The sequence below is a fragment of the uncultured Roseovarius sp. genome, from assembly GCF_913054395.1.
GTDB lineage: Bacteria > Pseudomonadota > Alphaproteobacteria > Rhodobacterales > Rhodobacteraceae > Roseovarius.
Map to the genome: position 1 here is coordinate 15,030 of NZ_CAJXIP010000024.1, position 20,601 is coordinate 35,630.

Here is a 20,601-nt window from a genome sequence, read left to right on the forward strand (position 1 = left end):
TAACAGCCGCAGTTGATCGATTGAGGTGGGCGTTCAGGGGCTATTCAGGTTTTGAATCCTGACATCGGAACCTGTCCGCAAATCATACTGAGAAAGTGATTGGCTCATCTGGGTGGCGTGACGATGCGGCGCCCTGGCGGCAATGCCAACGCCGCTGGCCGAGCGCCTTTCGTTTGATCCGGAACAGGGCATGTTTTATGCGCCTGCCCCGAACCGTATCTCGGATTTGGCCTGCAAATCCTTTAGCCGTGTCATGCGCTACGACGCAATGCAGCCCCCAAGCGGCTCAGTAAGCCGCGTTTCTGGCCCTTTTCTGCACTGGCGGTGACGGTAGACGCTGCTGCGGCCTTATGGGCCAGCGGCTTTCTGGCAAATGCCGTGGCCGCCGCTAGGGCAACTACCCCGGCCTCATTCGCGGTGCGCGATGCGACGATCTGTTGTGCATCCTCCCATTCCACCAATGAGCCGCTTACCGGATCAAAGATCAATGCGGCCTCCCTGTCAGTATCTTTCCGGCTTGTAGTATCCGCAGGCGCGGCTTCGTTATCCGGCGTCACGGTGACTGTTGTCGGCTCCGCCGTCGGGTCCTCACCCACTTCGATCCGCGTAGAGGTCTCAAGTTCGTCGGCCATGATGGCAAGTTGATCGTGTTGATATCCGAGTATATGACCGATCTCGTGCCGCAGGACGGTCAACAGATCGACACCCGAGGTAACGATGGCACCCGTGGATGGTTCTTCATTGCTTTCGATATACCACCCTGCGCCTGCGGCCATTGCATCGATCAGGATCGTATCGTCGCCGACCGTCCGCGCCAGTGTCGAGCCCTCGAGATCTGTGATGATCAAGGTGACTTCTCCAAGGAACGCGAGTTCCTCTTCCGAGATCAGCCCGCTTGCCACCCAATCTTCAAGCGCGACATCGTACACGCTTTCAACCTCGGCCTGACTGAGCGTTCCCTCGATATAGGTCTCGCTCGAAAGCGCCTCGAAACTATCCTGGGCAAGCCGCAACGTGGTGTTGAACGCTTCGTCATTGGTGGCAAGGCGGAAGTCGTCGAATGTCACTTCGCCGTTGAGCACGATCAGACCGAACGCCCCGTCGACCAGGGCGGCATTGAAGCCGAACTGACCGACGCTTGCCCCGTTGACCGTGATCCCGAGACCAGCGCCCTGGATACTCACCTTGAGGCGATCGTTCGCATTGGCGTTGAGATCGAAGGCGAAGGTGCCATCGATGACCTGCCCATCGTCGTCCGTGGCATGGCCGACGAGTACGCGGTCGTTCGCGGTGTCGAGCACGATGAACTTGTAGTTGAGCGCATCGTAGCGGTCGAACACGAAGCCAGCCGTGCCGTCGCCTTTCACATCGACTTCCATTTCCAGAATGCTGTTGGACCCAAGCGAAACACCAAGATCAACAGTCTGGACCGCTGGCGCGAGTCCCGCGGCAACGCCGGTCAGGGTGCCCGAGCTTTCGGTCCAGCCACTTGATTGCGATATGCGGGGCAGCTCAGCCACCGGCGGCGAGAAGTCGTCGGTTTCATCCAGCGTCCAATCGGGTGGCAGCACCTGAACCTTGAAGTTGTCGATCCTGCCGCGCGAGCCATCCATGCCCACGCCCACCATGCCGCGATTCAACGGAATAGGGTCGCCATAAACGTCGATTTTCGGCACGTAGTCGTAGGTGAACCAGTTCACACCAGCCACGGCGAGCGTCACGTTGTTGCCGTTGACGGCGACGGTCACGCTATAGTTCTTGCCTGGCTTGATCTGGACCGGCTTGTTCGACTGAACGACGTAGTGCCAGCCGGTTTCATCGACATAGCCCATCTCGATCTTGTTGGTGGATACGTTGATACCCGCAAATTTGAAGTCAACATCACTGTAATAGTCGAAGATCACGTAGCCGTTGGCTTTCCAGCCACCGGTCGGCTTGTCGAGATTGAAGGTCGCTTCGACCTCGTAATAGCTCGGCAGATAATCATCGAGCAGGAACACGGCCGAGGCTTTGTCCGAAATAGTGTTGGCGCTGATCTCCATCACGCCGCCCGTGGCAGTGAACTGGCCTTGATCAGCAGCGAAGCCGCCCGTCGTCCTGTCATTGAAGTCTGCAGACCGCAGAATGTCACGACGTCCGCCCGGAATATTGCCAGCCTGCGGATCAGTCGGCGGGCCGGACTGGTCCTGCCAGTACCCGCGATCACGCTGGGTCACAAGGCCGATTTCGCCATGCGGGTTGCCCTGAAGCTGGATCACGTTGGAATACCGCGAATCCTGTTCGATAGCGCCTACGTCGCTGGTGCGGGTGATATCCACACCGTCCGAATAGGCCTGAGCCGCAAGGAAGTCCCACAATTGCGGCGGAACCTGACGGCTGACCGTCGCGATACCGAAGGGGGCAAAGGGTACGAGATAGCTGTTGAACTCGCCCAGATGATCGATCAGGCGGTCGCCGCCGGTGTTCCCGATCAGGATATCAAGCCCGGCACCGCCGAAGACCCGGTCTTCCCATGACAGGTGCGACTCGGGTGTCAAATTCAGGCCCCCGTCGGCCTCGTCAGCCGAGCCGAATGCGCCAGTGTCCCAAACGGAGATATCGGTTCCGATCACGTCATCGGCATTCATCAGATCATTGCCGAAACCACCGTAAATCCGGTCCTTGCCGGTACCGCCGACAATCCAGTCGTTGCCCATGTCGCCGAATATCCGGTCATTGCCATCACTTTGAACGGCGACCTGATCGCCGATCGGTGTACCGTTCGGAGCGAATTCGACATAGCTCAGGACGGCCTCACCCTCGTTGTCAGAGGCGTTCAGGAAGTACTGTTTCAAGCCATCCGGCGAGCCATCTTTCCAAACCGTCCCATCGTCGTGGAACAGGATCACGCGCCGCGGGTCGTATTCGTCATAGAGATAGAATTCGCCGGTGCGTTCGCGCGTCGGAGTTGGCTCGTTCCAATGCTCGTCGCCATCCCCGAACAGCAGGATATTACCGGGGTTCCACGGACGGGTGAAATCTGTCCGCGTCAGGCCAATCGGCGCAACCGCATCAGGATTGTCGCCACTGACATCGTCAATACCCGGTGTTTCACCGTCACCGAACAACAGGATGTAACCTTCGGCAATCGCCTCATGGCCGCCGACCGCATCATCCCCCGATCCGCCGTGCAGATAGTCGGTGCCGAGACCACCGAAGATCACATCATCCGCGAAATACGGGTTGTGCGATGCTGGATTGGCCGAAGACACAGGGTTGATCGCACTGTCGATCACGTCAAACGGGGTCAGATCCACTGCTTTGACCAGCTCGAATTCGATGTTGATCGTCTCCTGCTGCACGCGTCCCGGCGTATAGATCTCTTCGTTCAGAACATTGCCCTGGCTGGTCCGGCGATCGGGATCATTGGTCAACAGTTTCAGCGTACCATAGAGATCTTCCGAGAAAGCCTCGCCAAATGTCTCGCCACCGGCAAGACCTTCGTTACGCTGGGTAAAGATACGGCCGTCATCACCGAGGATGCCGTCAATGCCAGTGCCCCCCGAAATCCAGTCATTGCCCCAGCCACCGATGATGTCATCGTTTTCGGCATCCCCGAAGGCAATGTCGTTGCCGCCACCGAGATACGCGACGTCGTCACCGGTACCGCCATGGACCTCATCATTTCCACCGATATCACGCAGGGCCCAGAAGCCGAACATTTCGCGCCAGGTATCGCCTTCGACCTTATAGGCAAGATCGGTGTTGGGATTGCCGACGTAGGCGGGATCGGTGATGAAATCGCCTTCAATGGCTGCCGGGTCGTCGCGCAGGAAGTCGGGTCCGCCCGGGCTGTAGTCGAGTTGGCTGACCCCGCGCACGATGATCCGCTCGCCGTCTTCGGCATTGTAGGTATCATAGTCGAAGGCCAGATAGAGGCCACCGCGCGTTTCATACAGTTCTGCGTAGACTGACGCAAAGGCCGCCGGATCGCTCAGATCAATGGTTCCGTCAAGCACATCGGTGTTATTGATCCCCACGATGCGGACGATATCGGCATTGTCACCGGCAATCACATCAGCATCAGAGGCGTGCCGAGACAGGGTCGCCGTGGACCCGTCGGAATTTTCGGCGCTGTTGCGCGCGATTTCATCCGCCGCGCCGGTTCCGCCAAACAGCATGTCATCGTGGTCGGGGCGCAGGTCGGGGTTGATCAGGCTGAAGAAGCTCGACGAGCCGCCGACGATGTCGTCCTGGCCCAAGCCGCCAAAGACGATATCACAGCCACCGCCACCTTCGATGTAGTCATTGCCATCGACGCCGTTGATATCGATACCGGCAGCGACAACCTTCAGCGGACCGATGGGATCTTCGGGGCCTTGGGGATCGCGCCCGGCACTCACATAGCCGGTCGGAAGCTCGATGCCGTCGAACGTGCCGTCACCGCGACCGGCAACTGCACCTTCAATCGTACCATCGCCCTGGATGATGTCATTGCCAAGCTGACCGAAGAGCTGGTCATGCCCGCCGCCGCCTGCGATAAAATCATTCCCAAAGGTGCCGACTCCGGCAAGACCGTCGTTGATATCGAAGGTGTGGAACATGGAGTAGTCGATGGAATACTCGTTCCACCAGCCCGGTCCGTTCGGATCGCGGTAATCACGGGCGACGCGCTCGCCACCCTCCAGCGTAACCATCAGAACACCGCTGCCATCTTCCGTGATTTCGAAGACACCTGGGCTCACTTCGCTGCCATACCCGTCTGACGGTGCGCGGTCTGTGCGGCCATACATAAGCGTTCCGGCCAATGTCTGGAAGCGCAGGCTGGCAATGTCATCATAAAGATTACCATCTATTTCACCCATGCGGCTCAGCGTAACGTTGTCGCCAAAAATCAAATCGTCACCCTCAAGACCATCAAGCGCATCGTTGCCAGCGCCACCGATCAGGATATCGTCTAGTTCCGAACCGAGAACGACGTCGTCGCCGCCGGTCGCAAACTCCGCCGTGACGATTGCTATAACTGTCGACAGCTCGGTCGTCTGGATTTTTTGCGGCAGAGCAAAGGGCTGGTTCGGGTCAATGACCAGTTGTTCGACCTGCCCATGATCGCCAAAGATGATGTCCGGCGTGTTATCGGTATGGGCCGAACCGTTGCCGATGATCATATCGTCACCAGCGCCGGCTATATTGTCGAGACCGGTGGTATCGCTGACACGGTCCCCAAGGGGATCGCGAACCGGGCTTTGATACGGGGCGAATGTGCCTTCCGCATGGGGCTGCCCTTCGATCAGCGTCGGTTCGGGGCTTGCATCAATCGTGGCAACCGTCAGGGACCGCGTCAGGATATTGACGTTGAAACCGCTGTCGCCATAGATGTGATCGGTGCCAGCCTGACCGATGATCGTATCGTCACCCGAGCCACCGGCAAGATGATCGCCGGTCTGCGAGCCGATGATCAGGTCGTCGCCCATCCCACCATAGGCGGTGATGCCAACGCTCTTGTAGATCCCGGCTGCGGCATCATCGGCAAACAGCGCCGAGGCGTCGATAATGTCGTGACCGTGAAGATCGAACGGGTTGGCGACAGCGAAAATGAATTCGTCGTCTTCATTCTGGCCATCCGGCAATTTTGGGAACGGATCAAACGGCTTTTCACCGAACTCAAGGCCATAGGGATCGTTCGGATTGCCCGAATACCAGATGCCGTCCTGGCTGGTATCGCCATAGATCACCAGCGGGCTGTCGGGTCCGGCGCCGCCGGTGACGATGAAGTGATCGCCACCCTTGCGCTGTTCGCCCGCCATCGTGCGGTCGTAAGTGGTGATCGTCAGGGTCGCGCGACCGTGATCGTCACCACAATTGCCCAAGGCGGCATCAAGCAGCACAAGCGTGCGGTCATCCTCCAAGATGTCAGCGATGGTAAACGCACCGGCATAGCCCTCAATGAAGATCACACCACCAGCAACAAAGCCGAGATCCGACCAAGTCTGCGCGGGATCGTTGAGCGTGACCACGGTTTCCAGACCTTCGGTCGATGTGCTTCCGGGGACCACTGAGATTTCTACGGTCACGTCAATCGTGACGGTCACCTCCTTGGCTTCCACCTTACTGATCAGGAAGAGGTTTTCGGGATGTGCACTGATCGTAACCGTGTCGACATTTGTATAGTCCGAAACCGACCCGTCATTTGGCGCGCTGAGTACCATGACCGAGTCTTTGCCCCAGTCGTCGAAGGTGGGTGTAATGCCGTAATCACCGGCCACCGCATCTTCGAGGGCGACAATCGTGCGGGTAAAGCTCTCGCCCTCCAGTTGGATCAGGTCGCCAATCGCAAATCCTGCCTCGGCAAAGCTGCGGCCATCAAGGCGCGCGGCCTCGGTCTGGCCAGCCTCTGTGTTCAGGTTGAACTTGCCAAGCACGTCAACATAGAGGTTGCCGCCACCATGCAGCACGGTCAGTCCGCCATGGCTGCCCTGTACCCAGAACGTGTCAGACAGCGACGTCAGATCTTCAAGCCCGGCGCCTTCGACGATGGCATCCATGCCATCCTCGCTGAATTCGACAATACGGTATTCGCGGGCATCGTCACCGATACCGATATGGAGCAAATGCCCTTCCAGGAAGCCGGCATCGGCCCAGTTGGTCGCGCCGGTCGTTCCGTCATTGGTATTCCAGCGCAGCGTTGCACCGGCGGCCGTGGCCGCAAGCACATCAACGGTCAGAAGTTCGATCACATCGTCATCTTCGGCGATCAGTTTGGTCGAGCCGCCAAAATCAACGCCAGGCTCCAGTCCGGTTGCACTCAGGATCAGAAGCGAATTGTCGGACGGATCACGATACGGCTCGTTCGTCTTGGGGTCGATATCGTCCACCGTGTAGCTCATGGCGTCTTCAATGCCGATGATCCTCCCCAATTCGACCAGCGAACCGTCAATGCCTTCGGCGAAGACCGTCTGCCCCACCAGAAAGCCCTCGGCTTTCCAGTTGAATCCATCGCGGGTGATAACCAGGTGACCTTCAAAGTCTGTCCGGTCATAGAGGAACTGATAATCGCTGTCCGACCAGTCCTCGATCGCGGTGAACTCGTTCTCGGCAGAAACCGCAGGCGCCGGATTGAGCGTGCCTTCGACCTCGAGAAGATCATTGCCTTCCCCGAGCATGACGTTGACGACTTCGACTGTGCTGACCTGGGTATCATTGGTCACACCATTGGCGCCGAAGTTGACTTTGCCAAAGCTTATTCCACCGGGGAAGATGAGGGTCGTGCCGGTTTCGCTTTCGGCCCCTTCACCAAAGAGCGGCCCGGTGACATTCGGGAAGACCAGATCCGACCCCATGCCAAAGCCCGACAGGGTGGTTTCTGTCAACACACCCGAGGTGTCGGCCTTCGAACCGTCGTTGAAGATGTTGAGCACGTCGATCTGCTGGCTTTCCGGCGGCTGGGTGCCGATGGCAATCAGGAAGCTGTCCTCCTCGCCCGGAAGCTTGACACCATTGGTCAGCGAGCGGTCAGCCCCAGACGGGCCACCCTCGACAGCCAGCGGGCCGCGCAGGTCGGACAGGCGATGTGCTTTGACCGGGAATATCTTGACCCCTTCGCGCGTGGTCGGCACTTCGTAATAGGGATCAGCCGTCAGTTCGATCTCCTGCAACTGGTAATAATCGGTCGGCGTAAAGACCGCATTGGCGGCGATCCGCGTGACCGTAACCTGATCGTCAGCGGCATCCGTCAGCCAGGCTGCGGCAGATACATCTGCGTTCGGATCAAGCGTGAACTGGATCGTGTGATCCTGGGTATCGTTGAACCCACGGATGATGGCGATCTTTGCCTCGATCTCGTTCGCCCCATCTGAGATGCGGACCCACTGCCCCTCAAGGAACCCTTCCTTGAGCCAGCCCTGCACGTCTTCGTTGGCCGCGCCGAATGCCTCGGTACGGATCAGGGCCGGGGCGCCGTCAACGGTGGTATAGGACACCGTGCCGGACCAGGTGTCGCGCTCTGTTAGCCGCGACAGCACCACGTCGTCTTCGACCTCGACCATGGAAATCGCCGGTCCGATGGGATCGAGATCGCTTTGAACCAGGGTCAGCACCGACTCGGAGACAGACAGCACCTCGAAATCGCCGTCGGCAATGCCCGCCCCGGAAATCCGGATCAGATCGCCGACATCCCAGCCTTCGGAAATGAAGCTGCCGAAGTCTTCGCCTGTGCCGCGGGTCAGCGTGGCGTTGGCGCCTGTATCATCAAAAACAATCGAACCGACAAAGACTTGCGCCGCGCGCAGACCGCCAACCTCAACGTAATCGTCCGGCGTCACCGCGACCCCGTTGATGCTGCTTACGTTGGCCAGACCGTCGGTCACGACCGCTACGTTCACATCGGCAGTTGGCGCTTTGGTCAGACGCAGCTCATAGGTATCAGGGACGGATTCGTCGTCCAGAATTGTGCTCAGATCGTCTGGAATCAGCACCGTGTCGCGTCCGCTTTCCAGAACGACGGACCCTGCCGTATCATTATCGATCACCTCGATGTCGAGCAGGCCGGTGCCCGAGCGCAGGTTCGGGAAAACGTAATCGCCATCGGCATCGATCGTCGTGGCCCCGATGGGGGCGTCGCGCGTGACGACGACACCTGCAAGATCCGTCGTCACGATGCCGGTGCCGTCAACATCCAGGATCAGCGTGAGTCCGGCTTTGTCAAAGCCCTTGACCTCGGCGCTGGTGATCCCTGCAACCCCGGAAATGCTAACCGTCTCGCCAATCTCAAAGCCGCTGGCAATCCAGCCGCCCGAATTCAGGCTGAGAGCCGCAAATTCCGGACCGCCATCTTCATTGGACCATGCCGAAAGCTCCATGTCGGCGGTGATACCGGCAAGGTTCTGACCGAAGCCGAGCACTGCGGTTTCCGGATCTTCGCGGACATCATCATTTTCGGCGTGAATGGTCACCAGAACGCCCTGATCCCAGTTTGTGGAATCGAAGGAGATCGTGCCCGACAGGGCATCGAAGCGTCCGGTACCGCCATCACTCATTTCGATGGCCTGATCGGTCAGAACGGTCAACGCGCTGTCGCCATAAAGCCCGCCCAGGTTAACCTTGACTACGATGGTGTCGCCCGCTTCGGGCGCCCTCTGAAGCTGGACGAGGATCTGATCGGTCAGCTCCGTGCCGCCCAAGGTTCCTTCGACGACCAGCGTGCGACCGTCTTCGGTGAAGCCTGTAACCACACCGCCGGCAATCGTTGCCGAACCATTCTCGATCTCGGTCACAAGAACACCGGGCGTATCATTGTCGCGCACATCGACTTCGACATTGCGAACGTCGATCGCGTCATAATCGTCTGCGTTCGAGATCACCGAATGCTGAACCACAGTGACCCGGTCGCCTTCAGCGCGCAGATCGTCCACAGCCAGCAGATTGACTGTCTGGGGAATATCCCAATTGTCTTTGGTGAACTTGAGAACCACAGCGCGGTTCGGCACATAATAGGTGGTGCCATCCAGCACGATTTCGCGGAGGAAATCGTCGCCGACCTGCGAATTCGCCGGGTCGAGATAATTCACGCCAAGGATATCATCCTGCGAGATGCCCGTCCCCTCTGCACCAGAGGACGATACCCACATGCTGTCGCCGACTCCACCGGACAGGCCGTCATTCGGCAAGGTGCCATCCTGTTCTTCCTGTGGCGAACGGGCGGCTGAGACCGTGACATAGACAACTTCATCCCCGACCAGTTGGCGGGCAAGACGCACGGTGTAGCTGTCGGTTTCGTGGGAGGCATCCCCCTCACGCACGGCTGTCAGGCCATCAGGGCCTTCGTCGATGACAACAAGCCCTTCGCCATCGGTCGTGACGTTGTAATCCAGCCCGTCGATGACCGATCCATCGTAAAGGAAATCGTCGGAGGCCACGATGTGATCCGCGGCGCCCGAGACCCCCTCAAGCTCGCGCGTCACGATGTCTTCCTGAACATCACCGGCAACATTGATGATGTCAGAGCCGAGCCCGCCGATTACGCGATAGGCCACGCCAAACGCCGTCGAGCGGATATAAAACTTGTCATCACCCTCAAGCCCGTCGACCTCGACCACTTCAACCGTTGAATAGCGCACGTTTAACCCGGCGCCGAACACGCCCTTGTCGGTGATCGCGATGTCATCGGCGAATTCAGTCCCCAGAACCACCAGCTTGTCAAAGCCGGTGCCACCTTCGACCGATACCGGGGCGTTGATATTGTAGCGCACTTCGTCCTGACCGCCGCCAGCGCGGATATCCGGCGCCTGCGCAACAGAGAATCCGAGTCCGATCTGCGGGCTCGCAACGCCGTCTTCATCAACTACGATAACGTCATCCTGGGTGATGCCGACAGTGATGAAGACGTCGAGATAGTTGATGCCGCCGTCTGCATTGCGGTCGGTGATATAGCCGCCCCCTCCATCCGACAGCAAGGCCTTGAGCGTCACCTCGTCGGCGCGACCGGCAAAGGCCGCCTCGCCATTGGCCGCGATATCTTCGAGTAATGCAACTCCGGCATCGAGATCGGCGACATCAATCGTATCGTCTTCGTTCCAGTCGTAATCCGTTGTTGCAGCGATCGCGAAGGCGCGGACGATGAAGAGATCGTTGTTGTCATCGCCTTCCAGCCGCAGTTCGGATTGGTTGGAATAGACACGGAATTCATCGTTGCCACTGCCGCCCTGGGCCAGCATCGGCGCCGACGATCCCCGGCTGAGCCAGCCGCGCGTGGTGGGCCTGAGGTCGGGGAAGACGTCTTGTGCAAGCAGGTTCCCGTCTGCCTCATTCCGGTTTTCACCGAATATCTGGCCGATCTGGAAGACGTCGTTGCCTTCACCGCCGTCTATGGTGGTGATGACCGTCGTATCATCGGAATAGAAGTGATCGTTACCGCCCTGCCCTTCGATCGTCAGGCGACCGTTCAGCCCGGTATCGTAGGAAATCCGCTGAACCTCGGCACTTTCAAACGTGTCGGGCAGGACATCCTGATACCCCTCAAGCGTGCCATGCAGTAGAGCAACATAGCCCGGACGATCCGCAGTCTCGCCCGGCAGGAACGCGGCCGCACGCAGCAGGAAGATATCGTCGTTCGGGTCATCGACCCCGTTCAGATCGCTGTCAAAACCATAGATGAAGGCCTCGTCGACGCCGTCATCCTCTTCGCCGGTATCGAGAATGTTGATGATATAATTGCGTTCATCCCCCTGGCTTCCGAGCGTGAACACTTCGTAGGTGTCGGTGTCTGACTGACCATCAAGCGTAAGTGTGTGCATTGCCAGCACCGAGAGGTCAAAATTCTCGCCAGCCACTATGGCATCCGTGTCATAGGGCACTGTCGCGTAGGTAATTGTTTCGATGGCAGGCGAGGTCTGTGCCGCCGCATCCTGCAGGTAATAGACAACAAAGCTGTCTTGTCCGTCATTCCGGGCATCGGGTGTGGCATACTCACCGGTCACCGCATCGGCCGAACCGTAGGCGCGAGTTTGCGAGCCCAGATAGATATACCCGTCATCGCCCCATCCGGTCATGCCAGTGGAACCGCCCGTGTCACCGAACTGGATGAGATCGACATCTTTGTTACCAAAGACCCGCGTAATCCCGGCGGCCGTGCCGTCTTGCAGGATATCGGCTTCCGTGCCCCAGGGGCGCCATGTTCCGATCGGCGCGCTGCGGGTTGTGCCCGTTGGTGTGCTGGGTGCGCCCGGCACCCGGTTCCCCAATGCCACCATGACCGCACCCGCGATGATCTGGCCACGCAACACGATATCCGCGCCGTAATCGTCATCGGCAAAGACAAGATCGCCGTTGTCATCGCCATAGATGTCGATTGCTTCGGCGGCCACGATGGCGCTGTTCTCATGGGTTGCAATATCGTCACCCGCCCGCAGTTCGACATACCCCTGTTCGGCAAGGATCAGCCCGTGCGGCAGGGGGCGCAGGGAGTCATCATGCGTACCCGGCTGCACACCGTTGGTCTCGGCAAACCGGGCCGAACCATTCTTGATCAACAGCAAGTCCTGGTTCTGCGTCGTATCATCGGCTTCGCGCACCGTCAGGATGACATCCCCAAGATAGCTGTGGGCAAGCACGAGGCGCAATTCATCCTCGGTCTCGGTAACCACGATGTCATCGTCCGCCTCAAGCGCGACATCATCCAGCTCCAGCGTCAGGCTGCTGTTCGTCAGCAGATCAAAGCGGCTATCGATTTCGAAGGCGTTGGCTTTCAGCCCAATCGAGCCACCGTTGGCGTCAAGGTCAATCGTCCGGGCGATGACATTGGCCGCCCATTCATCATCGCCGTTGGCGTCAAGGATCGAGCCCATCTTGGTTCTGAGGCTGACGGAATCGCTGGTGGAAACGATGTAGGTGCGAAGATCGCCGTCGATTTCGTCAATGAAAATACCGTCGGTCAGGGCGACCGCCGCGGCATCGTAGGCACGCAAAGCACCCGTCGCGTTGTCGGCATTTGCAACGTTGATCTCAAGGTAGTTTCCGGTCTCGCCGATACCACCGCCCAAACCGCTGTCATACACGACAGGCGCACTCACCTGCGTGAATACATCGGCAGAGTCAGGATTGACAAAGCCGGGCGCATCATTGTTCAGCGACGCGGAGGCCGACACCATGGTGATATTGCGGCCAGACACATCGGCGGGGTTGGTGTTGTCGTCGTTATTCGCGTCGATGATCGACTGGGGCGAATACAAAAGCACGTCCGACCCGGTCGAGCGGATTTCTTCCACCCGCATGTGATCCGAGATTTCCGTGAGCGCGATATACCCGTCGGTCACCACCGTGATGTCGCCATCGTTGTAATTGACGCCGGGGTTGTAGATTTCCGTCAGCGCAAGAACGTTGACCTGAGGTTCGCCCGACGTTGTGTCGGCAGCCGTGACAATTATGTCGCCGTTCTCATCCGAGGTGGTATAAGTCCCTGCCCCGGCCTGAAGACCGGCAATGATGCGATCTTTGGTGGCGCGATCGAGCCCGCGGAAATCATAGGTGGTCTGAAGGATCGTCGTCGTGATCGGAGAAGTGCCGAGGAAGCCTTCGATCGGCCCGACATAGGCATTTGATCCGGAATCCGGTTCGAAGAAGAACTCGAAGTAGTTGCTTCCGGCAGATGTGTTGTTATCGCCTGCGACAGGATCGTCGTCCCATTCCACGGCAATCCCCACGCGACCCGCGGTGCTGGTCTGATGCAGGCCATTTCGCAGCAAGACGTCAGCCGTGTTGCCAGCGGCGATCCGGTCAATGTTGACGATGTATTCGCCCGCCGCGGCGCCCTCTCGTTTCAGGGCGCGCAGATCGAGGTCGATATTATCCACGGCATCGACAGTGATCGCTTCAACCGTCGTCAGCGAATGGGTGTCAGAGAAATCGGCACCCGCCACAAGGTCTTCGGCAACACCATCCGGCGTCAGCGACAGTTTGAGCGACAGGCCGTCATCGCTGACCTGGACGTAGTAATACGCGCCATTGGTCAATCCGATATCGGGGCTCGTCGAGTTGTAGCGGACCAATTGGCCATCGACGAACTTGCTGCTCTGACCGACAAAGATCGAGTTGCTAAGCGCGCTGACCTGGCTGGTCGCAAAGTCCAAGGTGGCAGGCAGGCCCGCAACGCTGACCAGATCGACATTAAGCCGTTCGGTATCGGAGCCGACATCGTTCGCTGCGTCGATATTCAGGATGTTCGTGATGATCAGCGCAGCCCTGTTATCGGGCGATGTCACCCCGCGATCCTTACCGGACAGGATTGAACCGAAGCCACCTCCGCCGGTGTTGATGATTGATGTCGTTCCGATCGGATTGTTGATCGTGCCATCGATGATGACATTGCTGTTGCCGGTGTTGATGATCTCGATCAGCGTCGGCGCAACTTCCGCGTGGATCGTGAAGGTCAGCGGCGCGGTTTTCGCCGGATTGAGCCAGACCAGCGGCCGATCAGTCGACTGGACGTCAATGTTGTTGATCTCGATATCGCGATCCGAAGCATTCGTGATCCGCACCCGCTCAAGGGTTTCACGGAAGGTCCAGACTCCGTTGGAACCGGCCATTGTTGTCGAGTCAAAGGCCACATCACCGGGGCCCGGATTGCCAATATCATTAACCACGATCAGGTCGCTCTGAATTTGGCCGGAATCCAGATCGGCAATCCCGCCACCAGCGCTATCGTCGATCGTGACGTTGATCGCCTTCTGAATAAAGCCGCGGTCATCAATCACGAGATCACGGATCACATCCAGTTCGGGCGAGCGGCCCGACAGGATCGTCACATCGCTGTCAAACGCGATATTTTCCGAGAAGTCAGTATTTTGATCCCCGTGTTCGTCCGACCCGCCAGCGGCCAGCGAGCGCTTGGAATGGCGTGCGTTGTTGTCAACGCTGGTATGGCCGCCGTTCACGGTCGAGACATAGAATGCGAGGCGGAACTTGGCATTGTTGAACTGCGACAGCTCGGTAAATTCGCCATCCGGATTGGCCAGGCCCGGTGTCACCAGCTCGATCCGCGGACCGGCTATGATCTCGGCATTGTCGACGCCGGTGACCAGCCCCGTGAGATCCTGCTGCACAGTCGTGTCCGAGCTGACATAGCCGAACAGACCGGACGACCGGCTATATGCCGAGGCCTTAGTGCGCACATCGTCGAAAGACGTAATGAAATCAACGCCACGATAGCCCGTCACTTCGGCATCTGCCGACACGGTTATGACATTATCCGCCTGGTACTTGGCCGTAGCGTCCGCCGTGCCTTCGGAATAGAACCCACCGCCACGTGCATCGGAATCCGCCGTGATGTTCGTAGCCCAGGATGCGTTATTGTCATTCACATCGCCAACGGTGGATTTCAGGATCACCTCCTGCGCCTCCAGGTTGGCGCGTTCACCGATAGAGACGTCCGCATGGGCGCTGTCGGTAATGAAGTCCGACCGGCCTTCGCCATCGCCGCCGAACCCGTTACCACGCGCGGTCGACGTCGACTTGCCGCGCACCGCACCGGATGCGGCCAGCTTGGCCAGGTTTCCAACAAGGACAACAGCGTCATTTCCAATCGTCGCATCGACATTATAGTCTAGGTTGATGCGGCTGTCGGCATCTGCGACGCCGACGAAACCACCGGTTTTGGAGGTTGCCGAACTGTCCGAATTCGCATCCGCACCTGCCGTAATCCGCAGATCGTTGCCCGCGACGACCTGGGTATTGGCCCCGATTGTCGACAGGCTGGTCAGTACGGTCGTGGTACGTGAATCGACATTGCCCACGGCGACCAAGCCACCTGAGCCATTCGTCGTGCTGACGGTCTGGTGCACATCGGCCAACGAGTTGATGATCACGTCATCCCCGGCACGCACGAGATCGGCGTTGATCGCCGCTGTAGCCGACGAGGTTGAGGTCAGCTCGGCGCGGTTCTGTTTGACTCCAATGATCGCCCCGCTGGAGCCTTTCGCCGTGGCCGACGAAATTCCGTCACCCGACTGCGGCGCAAACAGGCTGAGCGGCACGCCGCCCGGCCCGAGCAACGTGCCGCCGCTGGCAAAGCTGGTCAGGTCTATGGTGAGGCTGTGATTTCCCGTGCCCACGCTGATGTCTTCGGCGACAGCGCCGAGACGATGATTTGTCACGCCGTCGGCATTGGCCACAAGGTCCAGACGGGCGCCACCCGGAGTGAGCGAAAGTCCGAACTCGGTCGCACTGACAAGGTCGACGTAATAGGTCTGGCCATCGACCAGATCGACAAGACCGCCATCGTTGTATTGCAGCGGCAGGTCCGCCAAACGGATCAGCGAATGAATGTCGGAATTGCCCGGATCCGTGGCATTGCCCGGATCGTTGTCATTCGCGGTACTTAGATCGTCGAAGGGGAAACCCTTGTCCGGCGTCAGCGAAATGATCTCGGTATCGAAGGTATCGGAATCCGCAGTCGTCGCCTGAACGATGGCCCCGGCATGCGGACCGACCGCCAGACTGGCATCCGTGCGGCTCAACCGGATCGTGTCGCCATTGATCGCATCAATCGTGGCGGTGCCGCCAAGCGGCAAGCCTGCGAGTTCGATCGTCTGCCCGACGGTGAAGCTGGACACATCGTTCCACTGGGTTCCGCCGCCAAGGGTCAGCGTCACGTAGTCGGTCATACTGATCTCTTCATAGCCGAGCGTCATGGATTGCTCGACCCGGTTGAAGTAGCTCAGGTTGCCCGTCAGCACGATCTCGCTGTCGGAAATGGTGCTGATCGTGTAGGTGTCGTCGTTCCCATTGCTGCCGGTGATGATGATGTCTTCACCCGCCTTGAAGCCGTCATCAATCCAGCTGCCGCCATCATCCCGGATGATGCGGTCGGACGAGCCGTCATTGTCGTAGTAGACGCTGACGTTTTCGGCAAAGGCACGTTTGAGCGCGATGGTGCTGTCGTTGACCTTGACCACACGATAGAGCGTATTGTTCGTCAGCCCACCGATCGGCGTCGCGCCGGGGTCTGTAAAGCCGGGCAGGTCATTTCCATTTTCATCCACCGGGCTGGTGGAATCATCCACAAACTCGACGCGGTAGAGAACAAGGTCATTGTCTTCCAGACCATGGCTGAACGGTTTCCCCTCGTCGGTTGACCCATCATTGATCGAGAACCGGATGTAATCGTTGTCCACGGTTGAAAGGTTCAGGTAACCGCCTGAAATCGTGTTGCTTTGGTCGACATCAACCTGACGGTCGGTAAAGATCAATGCTTCCGGCGCCTCGTAGGTCACCGCCTGATCATCGCTGAATCCATGGGTGAATCCGAAGATCGTGTTGTCTTCAGTGGCCGCAGCATCGCCGATGTCATCGACGCTCGACGGAAGGAAGGACTTGTAGGCGCTTTCGGGATTCAGCGCGATTGCCTGATCCGTGGTCAGCTTGATCGTCAGCGCATCCACCAGGATCACGTAATACGGATTGCCGTCGGTCAGTCCGGGGAGTTCCGTTCCGCCGTCGCGATAGATGACCTTGTCACCTGCGAGGAACCCGTGCTCGGACTCAAATGTGATTTCCTCGGTCAGCGGATTGATCGTGGCGCCATCGAATTCTGCCCCAAAGGCAATGGTGTCGGCATCAACAACGATAACCGCATATTCGCGATTGAAATTTTCGGTCGTCTCGACACCATTCGAGTCAAGCACAGTTTCGGTAACATACGGGTCAAGCCCGCCGATAACTCCGCCATCATCGACATATTCCACGATTTGCCCGGTTTCGAGGCCGTGGGCCACGACCGTGAGCGTATCGTCATCAACACTGATGCCGTCGATGCCGAATGTGGGAACCACCCCCGTGCCCGGCGTCGCCGTCGCATCGAGCGACACTGATCCTTCGGCGTCGATGACGGCACCGCTGTCGATGGTCGCCAGAACTACAGGCTCCAGGCGCGCTACGGCGAACGATCCGCCAGCAATATCGACGGCTCCGCCTGTCGCGCCCTTGGTATAGGCGTCCGCCTGCGGCTTAGCACCGGCTGTGAGCGAGATATCGCCCGACCCGCCATTATCGTCGGTCACAAGGATCGCGCTGTTGCTGCCAATATAGGCTTTGGCCGCTACGTAATTGGGATCGCGGGTGAAATCGCTGTCGTCATTGCTGAGCGGATCCCAATCGCTGCTGTCTTCCTTGGAATTGGCATAGGCAACGGCGCTGTTCGCCGAAGACGTGATCAGGCCGCCAGAGGCGGCAACGGTCTTGGCATTGGCCGTATCGCTGGTGGTGGCAACAATGCCAATGCCGCCGACCTGGATTTTTGGTGTCGCAGACGACGATGCCGACGCTTTGATGCCCGCTTTGGCCGACCCGTTTGCCTCGGCATAAGTGTCGGTTTCACCTACGCTGAGGATGATCCCCACAGTGAGGCTTTCGACATCAGCGTCGGCGTCATTCACGCCCTTGGCCGAGATGGTCAACGCGCCGTCAAGCGTCACGTCCGCATCCCCGTCGAGATAGCTGTCAAGCGTCGCAGAGGCGATCGCCCGTGCTTCGGTGAACTGGAACCCGAGCAGCGAAGCCTTGCCTGCTTCACTATAGGCTTTCGACTTCCGTCCGGCCGCGACTTCAAAGTTATGCTGTGCGTTGATGTCGAGCGTCGCCCCGCTAATGGTCGCACCGCTGCCGACGAAGGCGCTCAACGTGGGCGACACCACGCTGGTCACTTCCATCGAGCCGACACCCACCAGCGATCCTGCCTTGGCCGATCCTGACGCATCCGCATTACCGTCCGAAACCGCATTTACCTTTATGTCACCATTGACCGTGGTCGTTGCGTCAGCCCCGATGGAAGCCTCGATAACGGGCTTCGATTCGGCGTGGGAGATCGGAATCGTCGCCTCGATCAAGCCACCGCCGGCGGCTTCCGCGCTGGCAATCGCATCCGAGACGGCGACGGCCTGAATGGTCACATTCTGACCACCGGTGATGTCACCATTCATCCTGGCTTTGACGCTGCCGCGCGATTTGGCAGTGGCAATCGAGGCACCCGCTGCGACCACGCCGATCGAGAATGCAAAGGCATTGGCTTCTGTATAGAACGCACCATGGGCATCGACGAGCACATCGCCGGCACCGGTGTTGATCGCACCCGAGGTTGCCGGATTCGCGTCTGCGGTAATTTCCGCGACCACGTCGGTGGTATCCTCGGCTGTCGGCACCGAACCTTGCCCCGAGAACAACCCGCCACCACCCGCGCCGGTATCGACGAACACGCCGCGACCCGCATCTTCGACAATGGTGCCATCCGCAAGCCGGTGATGGTTATAGAGCGCTATGACATCAAGGCCTTCGCTGTCGGACTCCAGGTTGTTGCCGACCCTGGCGCGCACATCCGAGTCAAACTTGGCCCGTCCGAGTGTGACACCGGCAGCCGCCAGACCGCCTGTGACCCCGATGATTTCAACGTCGGCCTTATGGGATGCCTGGGCCAGAACCACGATCTGACCGTCGGAATCTATCTCGACGTCATTGCCGATTTCGGCCCGCACCCTGGAGGTATTATCCACGTAGACAAAGTTGAATGACCCCGCGACGATACCCGCCGAACCAGCGGTCAGGTCGACGTCGAAATCGACGGTCGAAATTGCCTTCACCGTGATGTCGCCAACCTCGTGATCGACCGTTACAGGATCTTCACCTGGTGCGCCGGGCTCTTCCGTTGACAGACCGATGTCGACATTGTGGCCGATGCGGGCATGCGTTTCGATTGTATTTGCATCGCCGTCATCCGCGCGGATCTTGGAAAACGCGGCACCGACTGCGGCGCCACCGACCGCAACGCCAACAGTTTCGGACTTGAAGTCCTGATCCGTTTCCGCAGTCACGCTGAGGCTGTTTGCATCCCGGATGATCGAATTGTCGGATACTTCTGCCAGCAAAGTGCTGTTGTCGTTGATCACCGTGACCGCAGCACCAAGCGCGGCAATCCCGCCCGTCCCGACGAATGCAGTATAGTTGATATCGCGCATGCCATAGCCATCAACAGTGATGTCGCCCTGCGCGGTAATCGTTCCGCCAAGTTTGGCCTGAACCTTGCTCGTGACGTTCAGCACTGCGACAGCGCCACCCGCGCCGACGAAGCCAACGGCAACGGCGCCGTCCACAACCTTGACCGTGATTTCTTCAGAGGCGTCAACGTTCACGTCGTCGCCCGCATTGACGATCACGCCGCTTTCGACGATGGCATTGACGCCACGCTGCGGCCCGGCCGCAGCCGCCGTAAGTGCGGAGCCCATGTCCGATCCGGTAAAGCTGTTCTCGTCCTCACCAAGTTTCAGCGCGGTGCTTTTCAGCATCTTTCCTGCGCGGTCATCGGCAGAGTTTTCCTCGATGTCACCGCTGGTCGTCGAGTCATCCATGCTGGACAGGCCATCATTGATGTCGTCGGATGTGTCGTCAACATTTCCTTGCGTTTCAGTCGAGGCATTCTTTGAATCGTCTTCGTTGTTAAGCGCATCCTGCGATGTACTGGCATTGGCGCCATCAGTGTTCTCGCTTTCGGAATCGTCATAGACCGAGCCAAAATCTTCACCGATCGACCAGACGTTGATCGAGGCCGCAAGCCCGACTACGCCGCCTGCCCCTGAAATCGTGAATCCTTCGAGCGTGCGCTTGGCCAGCGCATTCACGCTTAGATCTGTCTTGGTGTTGAGCACGGTTCCTGCGCCGACCGACGCATTCACGTCATTCTTCATCGTCCCGAAGCTGACCGCACCAGCAAGGCCCGCGATACCGCCGGCAACGCTGCCTGCCGCGTCGATCATGCTTGCATCGTTGGATGCACCCACGTAGACGCCCTGCTGCGCAGAGTCGGACGTCAGGGCGTTGCGGGTGTTGATCATCGCATTTTGCCCGATACGGGCCGTCGCATCGCTGTCGATCAGGCTGACAGTTACCGCACCGGCAATACCGGCATAAAGCCCGCCCGCAGCCGCCACACCGATGTTCAAAAGGCTTTCCGTACTGTCGGCTTGTACGACAAGACCATGTGCCGTACCGCGATTGAAACTTCCGTCGCTCTCTTTCAGCCCGTCGAGAAGCACACCATCGACACCGATCGTGCCATTGCCGCCCGCGTCGATCTTGGCGCTGTCG

1 protein-coding gene is annotated in these 20,601 nt (G+C 58.9%); it reads right to left on the minus strand.

The window, feature by feature from the left end; all coding sequences use genetic code 11:
- Positions 1–251: 251 nt before the first annotated feature.
- A complete protein-coding gene (locus tag QZ522_RS05500) occupies positions 252–20,456 on the minus strand; it encodes a hypothetical protein (RefSeq protein WP_294608493.1) in 20,205 nt (6,734 codons plus the stop codon).
- Between the last annotated feature and the right edge of the window lie 145 nt (positions 20,457–20,601).